Source organism: Algoriphagus sp. (assembly GCF_030694375.1).
In the GTDB taxonomy this organism is placed as follows: Bacteria; Bacteroidota; Bacteroidia; order Cytophagales; family Cyclobacteriaceae; genus Algoriphagus.
Genome location: NZ_JAUXYL010000038.1, coordinates 165,157 through 188,581 on the forward strand (window position 1 = coordinate 165,157; position 23,425 = coordinate 188,581).

The window sequence follows — 23,425 nt, forward strand, 5'->3', positions numbered from 1 at the left end:
GGTGAGTTATTTAAAGGTTTTATTGTCTTTGGGGAGATTTCGCCCAATCATCGGATGCTGCTCCAGGGTGAGTACCTGTCCGGAGACAGGGCCACTTTCGTCAGAAAGCCAAAAGATGCAGGCCGCAGCGATCTCTTCTGGCCAAAGGATTCTCCCGGAAGGAGCAATGATGGCAGGAAGATCTTCGTACCAAGTTTCAGACAATCCGTGAAGTTTTTTGCGCTCCTTTTCCCGCTCAGTAAGTACCCAGCCCGGATTGATTTGATTGACTCGGACGCCATATTCCCGCATCAGTGAATCGCCCAAATTTCCAGTCAGGGTCATGATGGCTCCTTTTGAAACTGAATAAGCCAACAAGTTGGGTTCTCCGCTCCAGGCGTTGATTGAGCCTATATTGAGGACGCTGCCCCGGGTCTTGATGAGTTCCGGGAGCGCTTTTTGAATCAGCAAAAATGGCGCGATGGTATTGATATCCAGTACTTTTTGGAAAAAAGCCCGATCCGTATTGTGGATGTCCGAGTCGAAGACCAAAGCAGCATTGTTGACCACTGCGTCGAGTTTTCCGAATGTATCTACTGCAAGCCTCACCAGGTTGTCGGGGCAAGTTTCAGTAGTGATGTCTTCGCAATGAAATACGGCATGTTCTGTTCCGATTTCCTGAAGGACTTCGGCTCCCAGATCTTCCTCCAAGCCATGGAGGACGACTTTTGCTCCCTCGCCTACGCAGCGCATGGCGATGGCTTTGCCGATTCCGGTAGTGCTTCCGGTGACGATGATGACTTTGTCTTTGAGTCGCATCTTATACGGGTTTTAAAACTGACTTCACCACTTGCCCGGTGTGCATTTTTTCAAACGCTTCGTGCCATTCGGTAATTGGCCAAACGCCTCCGATGATGGGTTTCACATTCAGGGCTCCGCTTGCCATCAGGGCGATCACCCGCTCCCAAATCGGCCAGTTGTGGCTGAAGCTGCCTTGCAGTCGGATGTTTTTCTGGACGATGGGATCCAGGGAAAAATTGCAGGGTTGAGGCCCCCAACCTACTTTAGTGATCTGTCCGTTTGGTCGGACGAGTTTCATTGCGATTTGCAGTGTTGCACTGTGTCCAGCTGCATCAATAATCAAGTCGGCACCCAAACCGTCTCGTTTTCTGGCCCAAGTCTCGGCCATTTCTTCTCCAATCAGGACGCTGCATCCGTAGGCATTCTTGGCGATTTCCAGTCTTCCCCGATCTCCTTCCAGTCCAAGTATAGCCACTTCTGCTCCGCAAAGTCGGGCCATCGCTGCGCACAGAATTCCAATCGTTCCCGGCCCAATGACAATCACCCGATCACCCGGTTTGATGCTGGAATTTCCCACCACTGAATTATAAGCCACACAACAGGGTTCGGTCAGGCAGGCTTCTTCGAAGGAAAGATTTTCCGGAACGGTATGGAGGCATCGGGCCGGAACCCGTACGAATCTGGTCATCGCTCCATTCACGCCATAGCCAAAACCTTTGCGCGTAGGATCCAGATTGTATAGCCCGACTTTGCTCATGGGATTTTGGGTGTCGATCACGGCCGCTGTCTCGGAGACGACACGGTCACCGACTTTCCACCCAGAGACTCGAGAACCCAGAGCAGCGATTTTTCCTCCAAACTCATGACCCAAGACCACCGGATAATTCACGGGCCAACTGTGATCCGAGGTCCACTGATGGAGATCGCTTCCGCAGACGCCGACATTTTCCACTTCGAGGAGTATATCCTCCTCTCCGATTTCAGGAATGGGGATTTCCCGGATTTCAACTGAATGTTTTTGCTCGGAGTAATTAACTACCGCAGGTATTTTGGTGCTGGACATAGGTTAGGATTTTGAGGGAAAAACAGTTTTTTGAGCATGGATTGCCGCGCAGATCATCCGGAGGGATTCTTCGAGATTTCCGTCTGCAGTTTTAAAGGAATCCGCATCGATGGTCAATGGAGCACCTAAAACAACCAATGGTGCGCCGTATTGAGGACACATGATTGCCTGCTCGAGTGAAAGTCCACCAACGGCCTGCACGGGAATATTCACCGCAGCGACGACTTCTCGGAGTTGATCGAGAGGACTTGGCATGCGATGCCCCGCCGCTGCAATTCCCCTTCGCTCATCATAGCCGATGTGATGGATCACGTAGTCGCAACCGAGATCTTCCAGAAATTTGGCACCTTCTACCATATTCGGACAGATCATATTATCCCCCATGACTTCCACGCCGAAGTCTTTCCCGGCTTTGACCACACATTTGATGGTTTCGGCATGTGCTCGGGCCATGACCACGACGTGGGTGGCACCGGCTTTTGCCATCATTTCGGCTTCGAGGTAGCCTCCGTCCATGGTTTTGAGATCTGCTACGATGGGGATTGCGGGGAAAGCCTCTCGGAGTTTTCTTACCCCGTGAAGGCCTTCGGCCAAAATCAGCGGCGTGCCAGCTTCCAGCCAATCTACTCCGGCACGAAGTGCCAGGGCGGCAGTCTCCAAGGCTTCGTCAATGTTGGTCAGATCCAAAGAGATCTGGACAATAGGTTTCATAGTTTTGGGTTTTGTTAATTGACTTGTAAAAGCGATAGGCAATCAATATAAATGTTTTTAAAAATGCATCCGACACGATTTTGATAAGGTGATTCTACTATTTTTCAATGTGCATTTCCGGGACAGTGTCAGATTGTAAAAATGACAGAGACTTTTGGCCCCGGCAGGTAAGCTGCTTTGACCCCGGAAATTAGACTCCTCCAGCAGATATTCACCGGCTACTGAGCGAGAAGTCGAGGTGAAGTTTAATATTATTTGGGTATCGTCAGAATTCCAAAGTATCATTTTCTCAAAATCCTTTTTACTAAAGGCATTGTTAACCTACCTCAAATCAAATAACTTATCCAACCCAAACTAACCTGCACATGTCTGAAAAGCGAAAAATTACCTTAAAGGATATTGCCCACGCGCTGAATATTTCTCCTTCTACAGCTTCCAGAGCGCTCAATGGCTACCATTCCATCTCTGATGAAACTATCCGGCAGGTAAAAGACTATGCGGAAAAGCACAACTATGTACCCAATGCTCTTGCAGTGAATTTTCGAAAAAACCGGACTTCTTTAATCGGATTGGTGGTCCCACATATTGTGCATCATTTTTTCTCAACGACTATATCCGGTGTAATTGAAACAGCCAAAAAACACGGATATCATGTGTTGGTATCCCAATCGGGAGATGTGAAAAACGGAGAGGTTTTCGCCTGCAAAACTTTGCTTGGTATTGGAGTGGATGGATTGATTATTTCTGTTTCCAATGAAACTATTGAGGCAGACCATCTTCAGGATTTTTTGGATGAAGGGAAGCCAATTGTTCAGTTTGACAAAATCACCGATCATATTATTTCTCCAAAAGTAGTGGTGGATGACTTCAACGGAGCCTATCAAGCAGTAAAAAATCTAATTGAAAATGGCTATCGGAAAATCGCCCATCTCAGTGGTAGGATGGAAGTAAAAAATGCACAAGGAAGGTTTCAGGGCTATAAAAAAGCCATTGAAGACCATGGATTGGAATTTCGAGAGGAATGGGTAAAGGGCTGTTGGGACATTCTGGAGCAAGAAGGATTTGACTTTACCAAGGAATTGATGGAGAGTCCAAATCCACCGGATGCGATTTTTTGCATTACGGATTTAGTAGCCTTGGGGTCAATGAAATACCTGCAATCAGCAGGCTATGATGTGCCAAGTCAAGTAGGTTTGATGGGATTTAGCAATTGGATGCTTTCGGAATACATTACTCCAAATCTCAGTTCGGTTCATCAGCATGGCTTTGAAATGGGAGAAAAAGCCACTGAAATTCTGATCGACTTGATCAAAAAGCATGAATTCGGAGCGGATGAACTGATCGAACTGAAGACTGAATTGATCGTTAGACAGTCTTCTCAAAAGCGGTAACCTTGGAAAACCAAGGAGTTTTTCCAATTTTATTTTGGTTCAAGAATCATAAATCCATAGGGTTCCAAGCTTAGATGCTCGTGGTCTAGGCCTATTTCGAATTCTTCCCCGTCCCAGAGATTTATCAGCTTTTGAGCACCCTCAGCTTGCTCTCGAAAGGCATACCAAGTCAGGTTTGCAACTTTATCACTGAAGTTGAAGAGGCAATAAACGTGCTCATTTCCGAGTCTTCGGATAAAGCCAGCAACATGGATATTGTGAGGACTCATCCAGGAAATATTGCTTGAGTCACTGAAAAGAGACTTTTGCTTTCGGATTTTCAGAAGCTTCTTTACTCCGGTAAAAACCCGATTTTCAATGGATCCTTCGACCTCCACTTTGCTGACTTTTTCCCAATCGATCACAGGTCGGTGCATCCAGCGGTTGTCGTAGCTTTTGCCGGGATCAGTTTGGAAGCTATAGTCATTCGTATAGCCGATTTCATCTCCGTAAAACAGCATCGGAAGTCCACCCAAAAAGATAGAATGCGCTTGCATCATTAGGATTTTTTGGATGCTTTGGGCGATTGAATTTTCATTTCGCTCGATGATTGCTTTTTCCAGACCACAGAGCGAAGCCAATGTTCCACTGATCCGGGCATCGCCTGTTTTGGGGTTGGAGGAGAAAAGTGCCCCCCGCGCCGGACTCATCCACTGCTCGCCGGAGTAGGAGTAATATTCCTTCATGAATTTCCGGTGCTGATAAGGATCCTTGCCGGCCTGTGCAATCATGTAATCATCATATCCCAAGCCGATGTCGTCATGACAGCGGGTATAGGTTATCCAGGAAGTTCCGTACGGTTTTTGCAAAATCTCATGCTGCGCGTTCAGCATGATTTTCGTTTCGCCGGTAGCCAACATATCCCACTGAAGGGCCATTTGTGTAGCGTTGTAGGCGAAGTCACACTCCTGGGCAAGAAAATCATCCGTTCCGAAATATTTCATGATCTCTTTAGGAGCGACAATGGCCTCTCCAAGCAGGGCCATTCCCGGTGTAGCCACCTGCACGCATTGCTTGATGAGTCGGAGAAGCGTATGTGCCTCGGGGAGATTTTGGGAGGCTGTTCCTGTTTTTTTCCAGATAAAGGCAGGAGCATCGATCCGTAGTAGGTCAACGCCCAGATTTCCGTAGAAAAGAATGTTCTCCAGCATTTCACGGAAGACGACCGGGTTCATATAGTTCAAATCCCACTGATAGGAATGAAAAACGGTCATGACCCATTTACCCATTTCTTCATTCCAGGTGAAATTTCCGGGCGAGCTTTCCGGGAAAATATCAGGCATCTTCTCGTCAAATTCATTCGGAATCCAGCGATTGTCATAGGTGTAGAAATAATCCTGATAGTATTTATCTCCTGCTTTGGCTTTTTGGGCCCATTCGTGATGGTGTGAGGTGTGGTTGAGGACGATATCCAGCATGAGGTACATGCCTTTTGCGTGCATTTTTTTCCGCAGGGAAATCAATTCCTCCAAAGTTCCAAAGCGTGCATCCACCTTTCTGAAATCAGACACCGCATACCCACCGTCACTTTCTCCCTCTGGACTCTCGAATATAGGCATCAGATGAAGGAAATTTACGCCCAAATCTTCCAGATAGGGTAGTTTTTTAGGCATGGATTTCAGGTTTCCGGAGAAACGATCCACGTACAAGCTCATCCCCGCAAGCTGATTACTGAGAAACCAAATGTCTTTTTTGGCTTTTTCTTCGTCGCGTACTTTAAGCCCTTTTTCACGTGTTTGATACCCCGTAATCAAGCTTTGGATCAGTTGGGAAAATTGGTTTTCCGCATCGGAGTGCCCCCCATATATTTCTCCAAAAAGCCGGTGAATGACGGGAAGGTGATGAAAAAAACGTGTGACAAAAGGCTTGTCTTCCTTATTTTTATCAAGGCTGGCAGCCTCAATCAGGGTATGTGCTTTTTGCTGCAAAAGAGATTCGGTGGTCATTCCAGCGATTTATATGGAGGTGGAAATGTTGATTAATGCCCTGCTGAAACAGGAGTGATGTCGGGATCGATTTGCTTATTTTCTTTGATCCGTAGCGTAGCCGCTGCTGCAATCAGAAGGAGGATTCCGGCGAAGGTGATGGCCTGTCCCGCATTGTTTTGAAGGAAAGTTTTGGAAATAAACCCAAAGGTCAGGGTCTGCAAAATCATCGGAATCACGATCATCATGTTGATGATTCCCATATAGACCCCGTAGCGCTCTTTGGGAATTTCGTTGACTACCAGCAGGTAGGGAATCCCCATCATGCTGGCCCAAGCGATCCCAAATCCGGTCATTGGAGCAAATAGGAGATATTTATTTTCGATCATCGGGAAAATGATCAGCCCCACTCCAGCCATCAGCAGACAGAAGAAATGGACTTTTTTAGGTCCGAATTTCCTGGCCATCCCAACCAGAAAAAACGCCGAAAGGAAAGTAATGATGTTGTACCAGCCATTGACCAGGCCTGTCCAGCCGACGGCTTCCTCGTATTTGGAGGGATCACTCGCCGGCGTGGCATCCCACACCGAAAGGGCGATACTTTTTGCGGCATTTTGCCAATAACAGAAGAGTGCATACCATTGAAAGAGGTAAACCAATGCCAGCTTCCACATCACAGAGGGCATCTGAATGATGGACTCGATGATCTCCAGATTTTGTGCAAACAGCACTTTGGTAGTCGGGTTGTTTTCAGCCCAGTGAATCGTCTTTCGGATCAGCTTTCGTTCAAAAATAGAAGGGATTAAAAGAATGAAAAATGCCAAATAGGCGACTAAAGTGGTCAAAATCGAAAGGAAAAACTGGATCGCCGGATGAGGCATTCCTTTGTTCCGCTCTTTTAATAGTATTAGCTCCTCAGGTGAGGGAGGGTATTCGGGCGTCTTGGACATGCTCCACAGCACCGAAGTGATCGAGCAAATCGTACCCAAGAAAAATGATGCATAAACCCACATGGGCAGGGATCCGATTGTTCCCTTGAAGAAAATTTGGAACACAAAGAGCGAAAGATTTGCAAGTGTAATCCCAAGTCCTGTAAAGAAGCTTTGAGTCAAAAATCCCTGTCCATACTGCTCCTCCGGAAGGGAATCGGCAATCAGTGCACGGTAGGGCTCCATCGCCGTATTGTTAGCTGCGTCCAAGACCCATAGTAAACCCGCTGCCATCCATAGCGTACTGCTGAACGGATAAAAGAACAGACAGATGCTACACATCAATGCACCGATAAAAAAATAGGGTTTTCTTCGCCCGTATTTTTCACTCCAGGTACTGTCACTCAATGCTCCGATGATGGGTTGGATCAGCAGTCCTGTCATCGGCCCGGCAAGGTTCAATAGCGGAATCTCGTCAGGGGCAGCGCCCAGCATGTCATAGATGGGATTGACTGCACTTTGCTGCAGGCCGAAACTATATTGAATCCCAAAAAAACCAACATTCATGTTGATGATCTGGGAAAAGGAGAGTTTGGGTTTTAGCATTGGATTATTTGGGGTTTCAGAAAAAGAGTGTAAAATCTGCTTCTCGGTGCAAAAAATACAAAGTTTACGTATTGAAAATACTCCCCTCGATTTTGTAAAATCCTTAAATCCAATGAAAACCTTATGGAAATCGATTGATACTCCAGAATATTTTTTTTAAAAAAGATAAAATTAAACCCCGAAAATTTACTCTTCGGGGTTTATAGAAATGAGGCTGATTTTAATTCTGTAATCTCGCCTGGATTTCCTGAATCAAACCATCATATTTTTTAAGAATTCGGGCCCAGTCTTGAAATTTTTCATCATCCTTGACGGTCACTGCATTTTTCCCGTCCAGAAAAGCTTCCTGGCTGATTAGCTTTACGGCGTATGCTACTTGATTTGAATTTCCCCCACTGGAAACTATCACCCTTGTTCGAATGATGCTTGACTGGAAGTTTTGAACTTGCCAGGCTGTGGTCAGGTATCCGGTGTTGTAATCAACAGTTTCTAAAATATCAAAATAACCTGTGATAATGGAGCTGAGAATTTTCCAAGCATCTTCCGGTGCCAATCCGACCTTAACGGGCACGGTAATTCGCACGTTGGCCAGGTCTGAGGAAACAGAAGAGGTGTAGGCTTCATCCACTTGCATTTCAAGAAAGTCAGCCGTTGGCGGTTCCTGCATATTGGCTTGATTGCAGTAGTTTTTAACATATCGAACGAAGCCATCCTTGCTCACCCGAACTTCCACGCAGGAATTTTTTGGAACTTTGAGATCATAGGTGCCATTGCCTACTCGCTTCCCGCCGATTTCAATTGCTGCATCATTTGGGGCAGTGGTCACTTTCACCAATCTGTCTTCCAAGACGGCCTTGTCTCGAATAGGAGGCTCAGGATCACCTTGTTTGTTGCAGATTACCTTTTCGTAATTGACAAATCCGTCTTTAGTAACAGTAACAGTTACACAGTCTCCAAAGGGAACCCTGATGTCTTGGTTTCCTTTTCCGAGTGTAATCCCATTGGTAGCCACATTTGCATCAGCAGGCGATACTTCCAATCTGACCTGCCGATCTTTCAGGATGAAGTGATCCTTCATCGGAGGGGTTTCCTTATCGGGCTGATTGTAATACACTTTGGTAGCAGTGGCAAAACCCGGTTTTTTTACCTCAACAGTCAAAAAACGATCTTTTTGTACATAGAGATAAATTGCTTTGGTGCCGATCATTCGTCCATCCACGAAAATCTCTGCATCAAATGGCTCTGCGGTTACATCAACCTGTCGGGTATCCAAAGTGATTCGCTGTTCTTTGTCCCACTTGAGGTCTTTGTTAAATTCTTTAATGATAGTTTGATAGCCGGGTTTGACGACTTTGACTCTATTTTTGGAATTTTTATCAAGTTTGAGTTCAACAGATCCAGTTCCCAATTCCTGCTTATCTGAATCATCATAGTCATTGAGCATTATGAATTTTGCATCTGAATGATTGGCTGTAAGAAGGATTTTTTGGGAAAATCCAAGAATTGAAAAAAAGCAAAAAAGGGGTAAAATGAGTAAATGTTTTAATTTCATAAGGAAGTGGTTGGGAAATAATCCTCCAAATAATTCAATTCGAATTATTTATCCAAACCTTTAGAGTCAATATAATTCAAGAATTCTTAGCTCAAGACCAAGCTTTCTTCAAAAAGTTCAACCAATTACCATGCATCACTTTTTCAATATCTGAAGCATTGTAACCTCTTCTCAGAAGTAGCTCAGGGATTTTTTGCAAATCAGCGATGGTTTCCAAGTCTGCAGGACTTTGTTCCGTACCAAATGCGCCATCCAAGTCGGAGCCGATACCGATGTGATTTGCATTGCCAGCTACTTGGCAGATATGATCTAGGTGATCTAAAACCGTGGAGATCGTGACCTCTCTTTCTTTGGGAGTAGACTTACCGCGGACCCATCCCGGACTTAGCATCCAGGCATCAAATGCACCCCCGATTACAGCCCCGCGATCTACCAAGGCTTTGATCATCTCGTCGGAAAACTGCCGGTTATGATCCACCAAAGTCCGGCAGTTGTTGTGACTGGCCCAGACGGGACCCTGATAGATTTCCAAAGCATCCCAAAAAGCCAAATCACACAAATGTGTCGCATCTAGAATGATCCCGAGTTCGTCCATTTTCTTCACCAATTCTTTCCCCTGATGACTCAAAGGAGCCGAAGCATCCGTCCCAAAAGCATAGCGTCCAGGCCCGTAATGCGCCGGACCCAATGCCCGAAGTCCACTTTCATAGGCTTTGTCCAGATAATCCAGATTGACTATGGAATCGGCACCTTCCAGTGAAAGGATGAAGCCAATCGGTTTGGCAGCATTGTCTTTTCCGTCCTTCCAAAGCGCCAAATGAGAATCCAATTGATTCAAATTTCGGATTTGAGCCATTTCGCCTTTCTCGACCATCGCCTGATACCAAGCCAATTGACCTTGAGTTTGGGCCCAGGCCTGCTCTGGAGAGTGCCAACCGGGAAGTGAGTTGTCAGGAGCGACAAAGCGGGCGATCTGAGTAGCCACGACCAAACCGATATTTCCTTTGCGAAGCTCAGGAAGTGAAACGGTCGCATTTCCCCGGTCCGGTTTATCCCTCAGGCCTTTTTCCCGTGCATTGATTTCTGGGAGGGGTCGAGTAAGATCCCGGTTCCACTCCAGTGCGTTCATACTCAAATCGAGGTGTGCATCAATGGTAAACATGGCTTTCAGAAGGATTGAAGGATGAAAACGGTTGGTATTTTATGGAGGTCAATCGGGAATTTCTTCCAATCGGCGATAGTCTTGGTTTGGATAAACTCGTCTGCTGCCGTCAGATTTTTGGCAATGCAAAGTTTGGTATTTCCGGAGAGTGTAGCCAAGACTTCTTCCAGCATTTGATTATTCCGGAAGGGAGTTTCCATGAAAATCTGGGCTCGCTGTTCACGAAGCGATTCTGATTCCAACTTTTTCAGAGCCGCCGCCCGCTCCTTTTTATCTATTGGCAAATAACCATGAAAAGCAAAAGACTGCCCATTAAACCCAGAACCCATCAGCGCCAAAAACATGGAGCTCGGTCCGGAGATCGGAACGACCTGAATGCCCTTTTGGTGGGCGTAGGCCACGGCCAAAGCGCCCGGATCGGCAATTCCCGGACAGCCTGCCTCGGAGATCACGCCGATATCAGCGCCGTTCATCAGAGGTTGCATGAGCCGATTGATAGATTCGGGAGGGGTGCCTTTGTCCAAGGTTTCCATGTGAACTTCCTCAAGATTTACACCCAGCTTTAAACTTGAAATGTAGCGACGAGCGGAGCGGGGGTTTTCCACCAAAAAGATTTTGGTGTGGGCGATGACATCTTGTACTTGTGGGGAAATCACCCAATGAGCCGTGTTATCGGCTAGTACATTGGGAATTAAGAAAAGTTTTCCTTTGGGCATTTGTGGGAACTTGGAATGAAGTCGAAAGTTAAAATTTAAAGCCCAAATTCATTACCTTTTCGCTGTTATCCCTTCTATTAATCCTATGTCTCAGAAAAAATCTCTGCTTCTAATTCTATTCCTTTTAGTAGGACTCAATTCTTTTTCCCAAAATCTCAAAGCCCTTGTTGGCGGGACATTAATCGATGGATTTGGAGGAACGCCGATTCGAAATTCAGTGATTATTATCGAAAATGAACGCATCAAATCCATTGGGCAAGTGGGAAGTTTGGCTATTCCAGCCGGGGCTGAGATTATTTCTACTGAGGGAATGAGTGTACTTCCGGGGCTTTGGGACATGCACGTTCACCTGATGCTCAATGGTCACAGCGACTACACCCATTGGGATAGTACGTATATCGATGTGTTTGAATCCGTGATCATGCCTTCTTCTGCACATCAACTCTTGATGGCTGGAGTTACGAGTGCCAGAGATTTGGGAGCTCCTCTGGAAGCCAGCATCAATGTGCGTAATCGAATCAACAAAGGTGAAATCCCCGGTCCGACGATTTATGTGTCAGGGCCTTTTATCCAAAAAGCTCCTTATCCCAATACCGAAGAATTCCGCTGGGGCGTGAATGGGGCTGCAGATGCACGGGCAAAAGTCAAAAAACTCGTTGATGCCGGAGTCGATGTGATCAAACTGATCGATCAGGATCAGATGACTTTGGAAGAAGCAAAAGCTGTGGTTGATGAAGCTCATAAATATGGAAAAATGGTGGTCGGGCACTCCCACCGACCGGATGAAATCCGAATCGGCCTTCAGATCGGTGTGGATAATTTTGAACATACAGGTTTGAGTTCAGCGCCTGAATACCCAGCGGACATCATGTTAATGTTGAAAGAGCGGGCAGCCAAGATGAACCTTGGGCCACTCTTTTGGACACCGACGGTTGAAGGACTTTTCAACTATGAATACGTGCGTGACAATCCCGAGAAGCTGGATGATCCTTCCTGGCATTTGGGGTTGCCGGATTCAATCGTGAGAGATATTCGAGCCTCACTTCGCTTTCCGGGAAGAATGTCCTATTTCCAGTTGACTCCGGTCCGAAAGCCGACCCTGGACCGGAAATTTGCGCAGCTGAGAGAAAGTGGCGTGGTGATGCTAGTGGGTACGGACAGTGGAATTCCGATGAAATTTCACAGCCAAAGCACCTGGAATGAGCTGGATGTCTGGGTTAATCACTTTGGAATGGATCCGCTCCTGACCATCAAAGCTGCCACTTATTGGCCGGCCGTAGCTATGAAAGTCGATAAAGACTATGGGACAATCTCTGAAGGAAAATACGCTGATATCATCGCTGTCAGAGGAGATGTAGTTCGCTACATCAACTTATTACAAAATGTGGATATGGTGATTAAACATGGGAGAAAGGTGAAGTGAGCAGTGGTCAGTTTTCAGTAGGCACCGACACAAGGGGAAGTGGATTTGCAGTAGGCAGTTTGAACCTGCTAGCAGATAAGAGGGCGATATTTCAATTATTTGTTTTAAAAAATCTTTGGGAATCTGCGTCTTTTTCTGTGTTAAACTTGCCTGACGGCAGTCAGGTCTGTGGGAAACTTTTGAGACTTTCAGAAAAATGTCGGGAATCTCATTTAGAACTCCTTCATTTTGTTTTACCCCAAAAACCTCCTCATTTCCTCCACCACCGCATGTGGCTGTTCGGCGTGAAGCCAATGACCTGCATCGGCAACGAATTCCAATTGGTAGTTTGGAAAAAACTTTTCCATATCGGCCATATCCTTCTGCTGAATGTAGTTGGAATTGGCCCCGGCAAGGAAAAGTGTCGGGCCTTCAAATTTTCCGCCTTCCGGAAGTGCTTCACCGACATTTTCGATGTTTTTGGTGATGACTGGAAGGTTGATTTTCCAGGCGAATCCTGTGTTGTCGCGGGTCAGGCTTTTCAGTAGAAACTGACGAACTCCAAGTTCCGGGATGTATTCTGCCAATTGATCATCGGCATCTTTTCGGGATTTGATTTCGCTTAGATTCAGAGAATTCAATCCTTCCAAAATCGACTCATGATGCACGGGATAGTAGCGGGGAGCGATATCTGCAACGATGAGTTTTTCCACCATTTTCGGATACTTCAGCGCAAAATTCATCACGGTCTTTCCACCCATCGAATGACCCATAAGGAAGACTTTTTCAAATCCCTCGGTATCAAACAGCTCTTTCAAATCTTCCACCATCACGGCATAATTCCACTCATCAGCATGGGGGGAATCTCCATGATTGCGCTGATCGACGAGGTAAAGGGTATAGTGCTCGACCAGTTCTTTGGCAATGGAAAACCAGTTGTCCAGCGAACCGAACAGGCCGTGTAGGATGACGAGAGGTGGTCCTGAGCCAGACTTCTTAAAGTTTAAAAGCATTTTAGATTTACGATTTATGAATTACGAGACTTTTGGCCAGACTTTGTAAGATTTTACCGTTTACCAATTTTTCGAATTTCCCCCTCGACTTTGATGGAAAAATACCTAGACCCCGAACGGGGTCTAACTTTTCAATAGCCTCGGGTGAAACCCGTGGACAACAGATGATTTGAATTATATCAGACGACCCTGAAAAGGGTCGAACAATAATAGATTCTTCCATTCTGGAAAGTTCAACCCCTTTCGGGGTTGCCTTCAGATTTGTTTCTCTCATTCTTCCCTAGGTTCCACCTAGGGTTATTGAGAGGTTCGACCGCTTCGCGGTCTTTTTTATGGCGTCGAAGATTTAATTGTCTTGGTTAATTCTAGTACTAAGATTACAATTTTCCAATCTTTCAATCTTATCTCCCAATCAAAGTTCCAACTGCCTCCGATACATCTGAATTGTATTTTCCAATCCATAATACAGCGCATCGCAGATCAAGGCATGACCGATGGAGACTTCTTCCAAAAATGGAATCTGCTGCTTCAGAAAAGCCAAATTGTGCAAGTCAAGATCATGTCCTGCATTCAGTCCAAGTCCCAATTCTTTTGCAAGGCGCGCAACTTCCACATATGGTCTTACGGCTTTTTCACGATCCTGATGGTAATTTGAAGCGTAAGGTTCGGTATATAATTCCACCCGATCCGTGCCGGTAAGCTTAGCAGGTTCAAAGTATTTTGCCTCAGGATTGATGAAAATGGAAACTCGAGTTCCGATCTCGTGCAGTTCTGCTACAATTTCCTGAAGCATAGTTTGGTGTTCGATCGTATCCCAACCCGAACTGGAGGTAATCGCATCCGGCGGATCGGGTACGAGTGTGGCTTGGGCAGGTTTGACCTCCCGGATCAGTTGCATAAAGCGCTGATCGGGATAGCCTTCGATGTTGAATTCGGTGGTCACGACCTTGGCCAAATCCCGGACATCCTGATAGCGGATGTGCCGCTCATCCGGTCTCGGATGGACTGTAATTCCCTGAGCACCAAAGTGCTCACAGTCTAATGCTACTTTGACGACATTGGGATTATCCGCTCCCCGGGCATTGCGGAGGGTGGCAATCTTGTTAATATTTACACTGAGTTGAGTCATATCCGTGTTGAAAAAGGTATTTTTACCCCGTATTATTGATATAACACAAACTTAGGACTAATGGCTTTAAAGCAGAAAGTAGATGGCGAAATAAAATCCGCCATGATTGCCAAAGATAAGGTACGATTGACCGCTTTGCGTGCAATCAAATCGATGATTCTTCTCGAAGAAACAAAAGGAGGCTTCAGTGGAGAGCTTAGCGAAGATGAAGAAATGAAGCTTTTGACCAAAGCAGCTAAGCAGCGCAAAGACTCCGCAGATATCTATCAGCAGCAAAACAGACCTGATCTATTGGAGGTTGAATTGGCCGAACTTGCTGTGATCCAGGAGTTTTTGCCCAAGGCTTTAACCGACGAGGAGCTAACCATGGCTATCCAAGAAATCATCAATATCACGGGGGCAGTAAGTGCCAAAGAAATGGGCAAAGTCATCGGAGCAGCCAACAAGCAGCTTGCAGGCAAGGCAGATGGCAAAGCCATCGCGGACAAAGTAAAATCACTTTTGAACGGCTGAGTTGGCACCGATTGATATTGTTATCCTGATCATTCTGGTATTAGGAGCCTATGAGGGCTACAAAAAAGGTCTATTGATGACCATTGTGGGCCTCATAGGTTTTGTTTTGGCGATTATTTTAGGAGTCTATTTTATGGATCCGGTGAGTAAAATGCTTGCTGAACGGCTGGATCAGCTCACCTTTGCTTTTCCAGTAATTGCTTTTTTGATCGTATTTACCATCACCTTACTTATTGTAAAGATTGCAGGCTGGATCCTCAAGAAAATGATGGATTTGATTCTTCTTGGAAGTATTGACAGCATCGCAGGGGCGATTTTGGGGATTGTGAAGTCCGCTTTTTTTATCAGCCTATTCATGTGGCTTGCATTGAGTTTTGAACTCAAAATGCCAAAAGAATGGAGTGCCAAAAGTGAATACCTCCAATACATTGAACCCTTGGCACCGGGGGTGATTTGGGTGCTGGAACCGCTGGTGCCAAAAATCAAAGAATTGCAGGAGACGATTGTTGAGATCGTGGAGGGGTTCAAGGATGCTGATACTAATTGATAATTTTGATTCGTTCAGCCATATTTTGGCTGATCTTATTCGGCAGACGGGCGTGGAATTAAGAGTCATCAGAAACGATGCTAGTTTGGAGGAGATTGGAAAAATCGACTTCAAGGGACTGATTCTCTCACCTGGGCCTGGAATTCCAGCTGATGCAGGGAATTTGCTATCTGTTTTCGCAAAATATCATTTTAAAGTTCCGGTACTGGGTGTCTGTCTCGGCCATCAGGCAATCGGCGAATTTTTTGGAGCAGAGTTGGTGAAAAATCAAGTTCCTACCCATGGGAAAGTCCATTTGGTCAGAAAAACCCAAACTCATTTTTTTACCCAAAATCTTCCGGATCGATTTAACGTCACGCGCTATCATTCGCTCCAACTCCAAAATCTACCGGATTGCCTGGAAATTATTTTGGAAACTGAGTCCGGAGAAATTATGGGTATGGCACATAAGACGCTTCCGATCTTGGGAATCCAATATCATCCTGAGGCGTATCTGACGGAATTTGGATTGGAATTGGTGAAAAATTGGGTGAAAGGAATTCAGGATTGGAAAATAGAAAGCTTGAAAAATTAGCTGGCTGGAGGGTGGAAATGTGGAAAAGTTAGGACGTGTCAGGCTGAGCGGAGTCGAAGCCTCGTAAATCGTAATTCTTAAACTTGTACTGAGCGCCCGCCGGTGGGAGGGCAGTCAGTCGAAGCATCAAAAATCCGCTTACCTCAAATCAATCACCTCGATGCCCGGATATTTTTTGGGGTCGAAAGCAAAATAGTCCATCGCCAAATTGGGAGCTGGCTTTAGATTTTTGAAGGAATAAGAAAACATCCCCCCCTGTCCATCAAACATCTCCCAACCCAGCAAATCTTTGGAGGCTTTGTCCACCATAAGTTTTACCTGCTTGAAAGGAGCATTGGATTTCAGTGCAGTCAATTCAACCACGTTTACAAGCTTTCCCTGATAGGTTTTATCTGCTAAAAGCTTGTAATTGAAGCCTGTTTGGTACATTTTGTAAATATTCGAAGGTGTAAGTTCCCCCTCCAATTGTGCAGCATCATTGATGGTTACCTCCTTGTAATTGGCAGTTTGGATAAAGGTCCAAACAGTTTTTCCATCATTGTAAATTTCCTGATCGGGAAGTTTAAGCCTGTATTTCTCTCCGCTGACAGCGATTTCACCCGATTGGCGGTCGCCCGGAACACCGGCATCCTGATAAGTGTAATCAAAGCCGGCAGTGAAGCCTTTCATGCTTTGGTACTTTTCGCTCATGGCGTCGAGCACAACTTTGGCTTTTGGATCTTTCTGAGCCGAGGCCTGAAAGCTCCAAAAAACCATGGAAAAAAGAAGGAAAAGTTGAGTCTGGAATTTCATGAATTTGGACTGCTGGGACTGGGAAATCAGCTTTTACAAGCTATTCAATAACCGTTCCAAACTAGCCTCATCCTGAATCAGTACTTCCCTTGCCTTTGATCCCTCAAAGGAGCCCACAATTCCGGCCGCCTCTAATTGATCCACAATCCTTCCGGCTCGATTGTATCCTAATTTTAACTTTCGCTGAATCAACGAAGTACTGCCCTGCTGATGCAAAACAATCAGCCTTGCAGCCTCATCGAATAGGGGGTCTCGATCCGAAAGATCCACACTTGAAATTGAACCATCTCCGTCTTCACCCACAAATTCAGGAAGGAGATAGGCATCAGAATATCCTTTTTGCTCACCGATCCAGTCGCATATCGCATCTACTTCCGGCGTATCAAGGAATGCGCATTGGATACGGATCATTTCAGATCCCAACGAAAGCAGCATATCACCTTGTCCAATCAGTTGATCAGCTCCTCCTGCGTCCAGGATGGTTCTGGAGTCGATTTTGGAGGTGACACGGAAAGAAAGTCGCGCCGGAAAGTTTGCCTTGATGATACCCGTGATGACGTTGACTGAAGGGCGTTGCGTGGCTACAACCAAGTGAATTCCGATAGCTCGGGCTAACTGTGCCAACCGGGCAATCGGAGCTTCGATTTCTTTTCCGGCAGTCATCATCAAGTCCGCCAACTCGTCAATTACCAGGACGATGTAAGGCATGAAATAGTGACCTTTTTCAGGATTTAGCTTCCTTGCAATGAACTTAGCATTGTATTCTTTCAGGTTTCTACAGCCTGCGTCCTTTAGCAAATTGTATCGGTTGTCCATTTCGATACAAAGCGAATTCAGGGTGTAAATAACTTTTTTCGTATCAGTAATAATGGCTTCTTCTGAGCCTGGAAGCTTCGCCAAGAAGTGACGCTCGATCTTGTTAAAGAGCGTTAATTCCACTTTTTTGGGATCGACCAGTACAAATTTCAACTGAGAAGGGTGCTTCTTATAAATAAGAGAAGCCAAGATCATGTTCAAGCCCACTGACTTTCCCTGACCCGTGGCACCTGCCATCAGCAAGTGGGGCATTTTAGCCAGATCAGCTACAAAAACTTCGTTTGAGATCGTCTTCCCCAAGGCAATCGGGAGATCCTTATCGGATTTCAAGAATTTCTCTGTGCCCAATACAGCACGTGCAGGCACCAGCTCCCGGTTTTTGTTTGGAACCTCGATGCCAATCGTTCCTTTTCCAGGGATAGGAGCTATAATTCGGATTCCCAGTGCCGCCAAACTCAGGGCGATATCATCCTCTAGGTTTTTGATCTTGGAAATCTTCACTCCCGGATCGGGGACAATCTCATACAGTGTCACTGTCGGACCGATCGTCGCCTGAATTCCCTGTATGCCGATCTGGAAATTTTTCAGTGTGGTGACAATCTTATCCTTGTTTTCCTGCAGTTCCTGCATGGATACGGTCACTTTTTTGATGTCGTATTCATTCAGCAAATCCAAGGTGGGGTATTTGTATCGTGGAAGATCGAGGGTAGGATCGTAGGGATCCAGGTTTTCGACTTCTTGAGCAGTTTTCTCCTCTTCAGCTTTTTTCACGGAAAAATTACCCTCTTTCACCGTGCTTTTAGTATGCCCCTCTTCCAGTAAATTCACCTGCGGAACTTCAAAAAGATCTTCCTCCTCCTCCATATTTGAGCTTCCCGATATACTGAATGGCAATTCAGGCGCTGTATCAACAGGGGAATTGCTTTTCACTTCCCAAGCGCTTCCATCGTCATCGATTTCTTCCAATTCTTCTTCAGATTCCTCTTCATTTGAGAAAGGATTTGGATTTTTGATTTTGGTATCTGCCACTGAAGATACCTCAGCCACCTCTTCTTCAGATTCTTTCGGGGAAAACCAGTTTAACTGTTCCAAACCGAAAAAGAGAACTACAAAAATCAAAAAGGCACCGACAATAAGAATGAATGTCCCCATGCCCAGAAAATCACTGGAAAGCTTGGCCAATTCGTAGCCAAAGCCACCCGAAAGGAAACTCCAAAAAGAATATCCTTCGATTAATATTACAATATAGCCCAGCAATAAGCCTAGCCAGGCCGTGAAGAACAGCGAAAAAACAGCATACCGGGTAAGGGATACCAGCGAAAACTTGAATGTCCATCTGAATCCGATCAAAAAAAGAAATGGAGGCAGTAAAAAAGCAGCAATCCCAAACCATCGAAAAATCAGCCAGTGGGAGGCTTGGGCACCAAGGTAACCTACCCAGTTTCGTGATTCTCGTGCAGAATCCCGGATTGCCTGATCGGGATTATTCATGACAAGACTTTGATCAGCAGGACCGTTAATCAGGTAGCTGACAAAAGCGATAAACAAAAAGATGGCAATGGAGATCAGGATGATTCCCAGTGTCAGCGAAAGCTGCTTAAATTCAATTTTCCCAAACGAAAAACCAGGTCCTTCCGGTTTAGGAGGGGCTTTTTTTGTGTTTTCTGATTTCCTTCGAAAGGTATTTTTAGCTGCGGATTCTGATGCCATTTAAGCTTGAAAGTACAATTTTAATTTAAGCCAAAAGGCCAATAAATAGAACTTACCGGGAAAAATGTGCCAGAAGCCCTTTTTTAATTCTTTTAATCAGTGCCGGACCCTCATAAATCATGCCCGAGTAGACCTGAATCAAGCTCGCCCCTGCCTCCAACTTCTCAATTGCGTCTTGGGCACAGAAAATTCCGCCGACCCCAACGATGGGGAATGCCCCCTTGGATCTCTGATGAAGGTATCGGATGACTTCTGTACTTCTTTTGGCTAATACCTTGCCACTGACTCCACCTGCGCCGATTGCCTCCACTTCATTTTTCGGACTGCTCAATTCCGAACGGTCTATGGTCGTATTGGTCGCAATCACCCCGGCAATGCCAGTTTCCTGTACGATTTCAACGATGTCGTCCAGCTGTCCGTCTGTAAGATCGGGAGCGATTTTCAGTAGGATTGGTTTTGGATTTGGCTTGCGATCATTTGCCGATTTGACTGCTTGCAAAAGCTGCTTTAGCGGTTCTTTTTCCTGCAAATCACGCAGGTTCGGGGTATTTGGAGAACTCACATTGACGACGAAATAATCCACATAAGGATGAAGGGTTTCCAGACAAATCAGGTAATCGTCCACCGCATTTTCATTTGGGGTGACTTTATTTTTACCAATATTTCCCCCAACAATGACGTCTGATTTTCGCTTTTTCAATCGCTCCACAGCAGCCAAGACACCCCCATTGTTGAAGCCCATTCGATTGATCAATGCTTCATCCTGTGGTAGTCTGAACAAACGGGGTTGGGGATTTCCTTCCTGAGGTTTCGGTGTCAGCGTACCGATTTCGATAAATCCGAAACCCAGCATGGCCATCTCGTCGATGAGCTTGGCGTCTTTATCAAAACCGGCTGCCAAACCCACCGGGTTTTTGAATTTCAGGCCGAATACTTCTCGCTCCAACTTCGGATCTTCGAATTTAAAAGTTGACTTTACAATCGAATTTATGATAGGGAGATTGAAGGTCAGTTTGGTGAGATCGAATGTGAAATGGTGTGCGTCTTCCGGTTTTTTTAGAAAAAAGAGGGGCTTAAGTATGGATTTGTACACGGCTATAATTCAGGAGTTATGTCCCCAAAGTTAGGGATTGATTGGGGAAAATAAGGTTGAAATCCCCGTGTTTTCACCTTAGGTTGAATTCGCTTCAGTGATCAATCTGAGACCTTCCAAAGTCAGATTTCGATCCACTTCGTCGAAGGTGCTTTCCAAGGTTGTCAAAATTGCCGCTAATCCACCGGTTGCAATAATTTTGAATTGCAGGCGAGTTTCTGCCTCGATCGCTTCGATCATTCCTTTGACCAAGCCCGTGTAGCCGTACAAAACTCCAGCTTGGATGGCGTGAATCGTATTTTTACCCAGTGCTGACTTAGGGAGTTTTAGCTCGACTTCTGGAAGTTTGGAAGTATTGGTAAAAAGGGAGTGGATGGCTGTTTTCAGACCCGGGACGATATTTACTCCAAGAATTTCTCCTTTTTCATCCACAGCTGTGAATGTCAAGGCCGTGCCAAAATCTACTATAATCACCGGTTTGGCAAGTCGGGAAAATGCTGCCATTACATTACACATCAAATCACTGCCTATTTCATTTGGACGGAGCGATTTGATCGGCAATGTTTCATAGCTTTTCGCAGAGATCAAATAAGGAGATTGTCCAAAGTAAGATTGGCAAAATTGATCGATAATGCTGTTGATTTCCGGGACGACGGAGCTGAACCCGATCTTTTCAATTTGAGAAGCATGGATTCCATGTTCCAAAAAGTAGAGTGGGACTTTTTTGCTCAGCTGGGAAATGAGTTTCGGAGTCTTGGTTTCCAGGCGGAATTGGTTGGTCCATTTTCCGCTTTTTTGATCAAAGAGTGCAAAAACAACATTGGAATTGCCGGCATCGATGGCTAAAAACATTCTGTTATCAGGTTTTGACTAATTTAGGCGATCGTAAAAGTAATTCCCAAATTCAAATCCCTTTTTCGCTTATGTATTCTCTCCGCGAAGGCAAAATTGAAGACCTCCCCCGTGTCCTCGAACTGATCAAAGAACTTGCGCTCTATGAAAAAGCTCCAGAACAAGTCACCAATACCCTCGAATTGATGAAAGAAGATGGCTTTGGGTCAAATCCGATCTATGGAATGTACGTCTGTGAGAAAAATGAAACAGATCAAATCATCGGCATCGCTATCTATTATTACCGCTATTCCACTTGGAAAGGAAAAAGGCTTTACCTGGAAGATATCGTGGTGACTGAATCTGAACGGGGAAATGGAGCCGGAAAACTGCTTTTTGACCGGGTCATGGCAAAGGCTTTGGAAGCCAACTGCACCGGAATGATGTGGCAGGTACTGGACTGGAACGAGCCTGCGATCAATTTTTACAAAAAGTACGGAGCCACCCTCGAAGCAGGCTGGCTCAATGCGCATTTGCAGGATTACGAAATCAGGGAATTGTTGAAAAGATAATTGGCTGGAAGACGGTAGACCGGAGACGGAAGAATTCTTCGGTCTTCGGTCTCCGGTCTTCTGTCCAAAATTAATTCTACCTTTGTGATTCATTATGAAAAAGAAGCCATTTTCCGTTGTCTATGAGGACAACCACCTCCTGATCGTCAATAAAGCCGCGGGCATCCTTGTTCAGGGTGATAAAACCGGTGACAAAACACTGACCGATTATTGCAAAGAATACATTGCTGAGAAATACAATAAGCCGGGAGAGGTATTCCTTCATCCGGTCCACAGACTGGATAGGCCGGTAAGTGGATTGGTGGCTTTTGCCCGTACATCCAAGGGATTGGAGCGTATGATGGAACTCTTCCGCAAGCGGGAGATCCACAAAGTCTATTGGGCGATTGTAAAGCGCAAGCCTCGTGAAGAGATGGGCAAACTGACGCACTACTTGACCAAAGACGAATTCAAAAATGTGGTCACCGCACACGACAGAGAAGTGCCCGGTTCGCAAAAAGCCGAGTTGAATTACAAAACTTTGGGTTATATGAATGACCACTGGCTTTTGGAAGTTCGTCCGATCTCCGGTCGTCCACATCAGATTCGCGTACAGTTGGCATCCATGGGTTGCCCGATTCGGGGTGATGTGAAGTATGGTTTTGCCAAGCCAAATCCGGATGCGAGCATTAACCTGCATGCCTTTCATCTTATTTTTGTACATCCTACCCTGAAGGAGAAATTGTATATGCGAGCGGCACTTCCTGAGTCAGAATTCTGGGAGCAATTCCTTGAATTTGAAGAGCGAAGGGTGAAAGATCAGCATCTGGATAATACGTTTTCGGGGTAATTAAAAAAGAAATACAGTAGAAATACCTGTGTTTTAAAGTTAGTATTTGTCTTATCCGATAGAAATGCCTCTATTATTTCGTCCGCTCTAGTGGACCTATTTCAAGTGTGTCTCCTGCCTCCGGCAGGCAAGCGCGAAGCATATCTCCATTAACTATGAAAAACCTTCTCCTTTTTCTAAGCTTCATCCTAATTCTAGGAGCCTGCACCTCACCAAACCAACCCAAAACCATCTATATCGTCCGACATGCCGAAAAGCAACTGGTAGGTGAGGATCCAGACTTAGCTTATGTAGGCGGAATTCGTGCAAAAAAACTTGCACAGATTCTTGAAGATCAGGATATCAAGCACGTTTTTTCAACAGATTACAAACGGACCCGTTCAACAGTAGAACCTACCGCTTCAGCCGCAGGGGTCGAAATTCAGATCTATGATCCCAAAAATCACGATGGCTTGGTGGAGCAGTTAAGAAAACTAGAAGGGAACGCGCTAGTCGTCGGTCATAGTAATACAGTGAGCCAATTGGCAAACTATTTTGTGAGTGATGGGGAGAAGTTTGCTGATCTGACGGATTTGGAATACGACTTTATCTATGTGGTGAAGTTGGAATCCAATTCTTCTTCTGTTGAGCGAAAAGTTTACAAGGATTATTGAAGCCTGATTAGTTTAATTGCAAACCGTATTAAGCTTTTAGAAAATGGCATTTGAAGTCCAAACTTTATCTCGATAGT

General features: G+C 45.5%; 22 protein-coding genes. 8 read left to right on the top strand and 14 right to left on the bottom strand.

Going from position 1 to position 23,425, the window contains the following annotated elements; all coding sequences use genetic code 11:
• Positions 1 to 6: 6 nt before the first annotated feature.
• From Q8M62_RS12460 to Q8M62_RS12470, 3 genes are read right to left on the bottom strand one after another with little or no spacing between them, the layout of a single operon-like run.
• Positions 7 to 798, bottom strand: a complete 792-nt coding sequence (locus tag Q8M62_RS12460; RefSeq protein WP_304901104.1) for an SDR family NAD(P)-dependent oxidoreductase — start codon at positions 796 to 798, stop codon at positions 7 to 9.
• A gap of 1 nt (position 799) precedes the next feature.
• Positions 800 to 1,843, bottom strand: coding sequence for a zinc-binding dehydrogenase (locus tag Q8M62_RS12465; protein ID WP_304901105.1), 1,044 nt, complete (start codon positions 1,841 to 1,843; stop codon positions 800 to 802).
• 3 nt (positions 1,844 to 1,846) lie between these two features.
• Positions 1,847 to 2,554 (bottom strand): orotidine 5'-phosphate decarboxylase / HUMPS family protein, encoded by a 708-nt coding sequence (locus Q8M62_RS12470; RefSeq protein ID WP_304901106.1) that lies wholly within the window; start codon positions 2,552 to 2,554, stop codon positions 1,847 to 1,849.
• Between the two features lie 365 nt (positions 2,555 to 2,919).
• Here Q8M62_RS12470 and Q8M62_RS12475 point away from each other — a divergent pair, with 365 nt between their 5' ends.
• Positions 2,920 to 3,945, top strand: a complete 1,026-nt coding sequence (locus Q8M62_RS12475) for a LacI family DNA-binding transcriptional regulator (protein WP_304901107.1) — start codon at positions 2,920 to 2,922, stop codon at positions 3,943 to 3,945.
• Positions 3,946 to 3,974: 29 nt separating this feature from the next.
• On the opposite strand, the gene Q8M62_RS12480 is transcribed toward Q8M62_RS12475, so the two are convergent.
• From Q8M62_RS12480 to Q8M62_RS12500, 5 genes are all read right to left on the bottom strand, one after another.
• Positions 3,975 to 5,930 (bottom strand): alpha-amylase family glycosyl hydrolase, encoded by a 1,956-nt coding sequence (locus tag Q8M62_RS12480; RefSeq protein ID WP_304901108.1) that lies wholly within the window; start codon positions 5,928 to 5,930, stop codon positions 3,975 to 3,977.
• Between the two features lie 32 nt (positions 5,931 to 5,962).
• Entirely contained in the window at positions 5,963 to 7,444 is a 1,482-nt protein-coding gene (locus Q8M62_RS12485) for an MFS transporter (protein ID WP_304901109.1), read from the bottom strand.
• 220 nt (positions 7,445 to 7,664) lie between these two features.
• The gene (locus tag Q8M62_RS12490) at positions 7,665 to 8,996 is read right to left on the bottom strand and encodes a hypothetical protein (RefSeq protein ID WP_304901110.1); all 1,332 of its coding nucleotides are present in this window, start codon (positions 8,994 to 8,996) and stop codon (positions 7,665 to 7,667) included.
• Between the two features lie 91 nt (positions 8,997 to 9,087).
• A complete protein-coding gene (locus Q8M62_RS12495) occupies positions 9,088 to 10,158 on the bottom strand; it encodes a dipeptidase (protein WP_304901111.1) in 1,071 nt (356 codons plus the stop codon).
• Between the two features lie 5 nt (positions 10,159 to 10,163).
• Positions 10,164 to 10,874 carry an SAM-dependent methyltransferase gene (locus tag Q8M62_RS12500; RefSeq protein WP_304901112.1) on the bottom strand — a complete coding sequence of 237 codons (711 nt, stop codon included), beginning with the start codon at positions 10,872 to 10,874 and terminating at the stop codon, positions 10,164 to 10,166.
• Positions 10,875 to 10,959: 85 nt separating this feature from the next.
• On the opposite strand from Q8M62_RS12500, the gene Q8M62_RS12505 reads away from it, so the two are divergent.
• The gene (locus Q8M62_RS12505; RefSeq protein WP_304901113.1) at positions 10,960 to 12,297 is read left to right on the top strand and encodes an amidohydrolase family protein; all 1,338 of its coding nucleotides are present in this window, start codon (positions 10,960 to 10,962) and stop codon (positions 12,295 to 12,297) included.
• Between the two features lie 233 nt (positions 12,298 to 12,530).
• Here Q8M62_RS12505 and Q8M62_RS12510 read toward each other — a convergent pair whose 3' ends face one another.
• Positions 12,531 to 13,289, bottom strand: coding sequence for an alpha/beta fold hydrolase (locus Q8M62_RS12510; RefSeq protein WP_304901114.1), 759 nt, complete (start codon positions 13,287 to 13,289; stop codon positions 12,531 to 12,533).
• A gap of 412 nt (positions 13,290 to 13,701) precedes the next feature.
• Positions 13,702 to 14,418, bottom strand: a complete 717-nt coding sequence (locus Q8M62_RS12515; RefSeq protein WP_304901115.1) for a pyridoxine 5'-phosphate synthase — start codon at positions 14,416 to 14,418, stop codon at positions 13,702 to 13,704.
• 60 nt (positions 14,419 to 14,478) lie between these two features.
• Between Q8M62_RS12515 and Q8M62_RS12520 the strand changes: the two genes are divergently transcribed.
• The 3 genes from Q8M62_RS12520 to Q8M62_RS12530 are packed head-to-tail and all read left to right on the top strand — an operon-like array spanning position 14,479 to position 16,052.
• Positions 14,479 to 14,931, top strand: a complete 453-nt coding sequence (locus Q8M62_RS12520) for a GatB/YqeY domain-containing protein (protein ID WP_304901116.1) — start codon at positions 14,479 to 14,481, stop codon at positions 14,929 to 14,931.
• Between the two features lies 1 nt (position 14,932).
• A complete protein-coding gene (locus Q8M62_RS12525; protein WP_304901117.1) occupies positions 14,933 to 15,478 on the top strand; it encodes a CvpA family protein in 546 nt (181 codons plus the stop codon).
• A complete protein-coding gene (locus Q8M62_RS12530) occupies positions 15,462 to 16,052 on the top strand; it encodes an aminodeoxychorismate/anthranilate synthase component II (RefSeq protein WP_304901118.1) in 591 nt (196 codons plus the stop codon). Before Q8M62_RS12525 ends, Q8M62_RS12530 begins: the two co-directional genes overlap by 17 nt.
• 138 nt (positions 16,053 to 16,190) lie before the next feature.
• Here the strand turns inward: Q8M62_RS12530 and Q8M62_RS12535 are convergent, their stop codons facing one another.
• The 4 genes from Q8M62_RS12535 to Q8M62_RS12550 all read right to left on the bottom strand — a co-directional run bounded on the left by Q8M62_RS12535 (position 16,191) and on the right by Q8M62_RS12550 (position 21,315).
• Positions 16,191 to 16,844, bottom strand: a complete 654-nt coding sequence (locus Q8M62_RS12535) for an outer membrane lipoprotein carrier protein LolA (RefSeq protein ID WP_304901119.1) — start codon at positions 16,842 to 16,844, stop codon at positions 16,191 to 16,193.
• Between the two features lie 33 nt (positions 16,845 to 16,877).
• The gene (locus Q8M62_RS12540; protein ID WP_304901120.1) at positions 16,878 to 19,370 is read right to left on the bottom strand and encodes a DNA translocase FtsK; all 2,493 of its coding nucleotides are present in this window, start codon (positions 19,368 to 19,370) and stop codon (positions 16,878 to 16,880) included.
• Between the two features lie 52 nt (positions 19,371 to 19,422).
• Positions 19,423 to 20,463 (bottom strand): quinone-dependent dihydroorotate dehydrogenase, encoded by a 1,041-nt coding sequence (locus Q8M62_RS12545; protein WP_304901121.1) that lies wholly within the window; start codon positions 20,461 to 20,463, stop codon positions 19,423 to 19,425.
• 78 nt (positions 20,464 to 20,541) lie between these two features.
• The gene (locus tag Q8M62_RS12550; protein ID WP_304901122.1) at positions 20,542 to 21,315 is read right to left on the bottom strand and encodes a type III pantothenate kinase; all 774 of its coding nucleotides are present in this window, start codon (positions 21,313 to 21,315) and stop codon (positions 20,542 to 20,544) included.
• Between the two features lie 71 nt (positions 21,316 to 21,386).
• Between Q8M62_RS12550 and Q8M62_RS12555 the strand changes: the two genes are divergently transcribed.
• From Q8M62_RS12555 to Q8M62_RS12565, 3 genes are all read left to right on the top strand, one after another.
• Positions 21,387 to 21,866: a GNAT family N-acetyltransferase gene (locus tag Q8M62_RS12555; protein ID WP_304901123.1), complete on the top strand. Its 480-nt coding sequence runs from the start codon at positions 21,387 to 21,389 to the stop codon at positions 21,864 to 21,866.
• 94 nt (positions 21,867 to 21,960) lie between these two features.
• Positions 21,961 to 22,695, top strand: a complete 735-nt coding sequence (locus Q8M62_RS12560; protein ID WP_304901124.1) for an RluA family pseudouridine synthase — start codon at positions 21,961 to 21,963, stop codon at positions 22,693 to 22,695.
• Between the two features lie 155 nt (positions 22,696 to 22,850).
• Positions 22,851 to 23,348, top strand: a complete 498-nt coding sequence (locus Q8M62_RS12565) for a histidine phosphatase family protein (protein ID WP_304901125.1) — start codon at positions 22,851 to 22,853, stop codon at positions 23,346 to 23,348.
• Positions 23,349 to 23,425 lie beyond the last annotated feature (77 nt).

Coding starts and splice junctions, on each gene's coding strand:
- Q8M62_RS12520 (WP_304901116.1), top strand. CDS start 14,479: ATGGCTTTAAAGCAGAAAGTAGATGGCGAAATAAAATCCGCCATGATT.
- Q8M62_RS12495 (WP_304901111.1), bottom strand. CDS start 10,158: ATGTTTACCATTGATGCACACCTCGATTTGAGTATGAACGCACTGGAG.
- Q8M62_RS12560 (WP_304901124.1), top strand. CDS start 21,961: ATGAAAAAGAAGCCATTTTCCGTTGTCTATGAGGACAACCACCTCCTG.
- Q8M62_RS12500 (WP_304901112.1), bottom strand. CDS start 10,874: ATGCCCAAAGGAAAACTTTTCTTAATTCCCAATGTACTAGCCGATAAC.
- Q8M62_RS12565 (WP_304901125.1), top strand. CDS start 22,851: ATGAAAAACCTTCTCCTTTTTCTAAGCTTCATCCTAATTCTAGGAGCC.
- Q8M62_RS12555 (WP_304901123.1), top strand. CDS start 21,387: ATGTATTCTCTCCGCGAAGGCAAAATTGAAGACCTCCCCCGTGTCCTC.
- Q8M62_RS12490 (WP_304901110.1), bottom strand. CDS start 8,996: ATGAAATTAAAACATTTACTCATTTTACCCCTTTTTTGCTTTTTTTCA.
- Q8M62_RS12460 (WP_304901104.1), bottom strand. CDS start 798: ATGCGACTCAAAGACAAAGTCATCATCGTCACCGGAAGCACTACCGGA.
- Q8M62_RS12550 (WP_304901122.1), bottom strand. CDS start 21,315: ATGTTTTTAGCCATCGATGCCGGCAATTCCAATGTTGTTTTTGCACTC.
- Q8M62_RS12475 (WP_304901107.1), top strand. CDS start 2,920: ATGTCTGAAAAGCGAAAAATTACCTTAAAGGATATTGCCCACGCGCTG.
- Q8M62_RS12530 (WP_304901118.1), top strand. CDS start 15,462: ATGCTGATACTAATTGATAATTTTGATTCGTTCAGCCATATTTTGGCT.
- Q8M62_RS12535 (WP_304901119.1), bottom strand. CDS start 16,844: ATGAAATTCCAGACTCAACTTTTCCTTCTTTTTTCCATGGTTTTTTGG.
- Q8M62_RS12510 (WP_304901114.1), bottom strand. CDS start 13,289: ATGCTTTTAAACTTTAAGAAGTCTGGCTCAGGACCACCTCTCGTCATC.
- Q8M62_RS12515 (WP_304901115.1), bottom strand. CDS start 14,418: ATGACTCAACTCAGTGTAAATATTAACAAGATTGCCACCCTCCGCAAT.
- Q8M62_RS12470 (WP_304901106.1), bottom strand. CDS start 2,554: ATGAAACCTATTGTCCAGATCTCTTTGGATCTGACCAACATTGACGAA.
- Q8M62_RS12505 (WP_304901113.1), top strand. CDS start 10,960: ATGTCTCAGAAAAAATCTCTGCTTCTAATTCTATTCCTTTTAGTAGGA.
- Q8M62_RS12540 (WP_304901120.1), bottom strand. CDS start 19,370: ATGGCATCAGAATCCGCAGCTAAAAATACCTTTCGAAGGAAATCAGAA.
- Q8M62_RS12465 (WP_304901105.1), bottom strand. CDS start 1,843: ATGTCCAGCACCAAAATACCTGCGGTAGTTAATTACTCCGAGCAAAAA.
- Q8M62_RS12485 (WP_304901109.1), bottom strand. CDS start 7,444: ATGCTAAAACCCAAACTCTCCTTTTCCCAGATCATCAACATGAATGTT.
- Q8M62_RS12480 (WP_304901108.1), bottom strand. CDS start 5,930: ATGACCACCGAATCTCTTTTGCAGCAAAAAGCACATACCCTGATTGAG.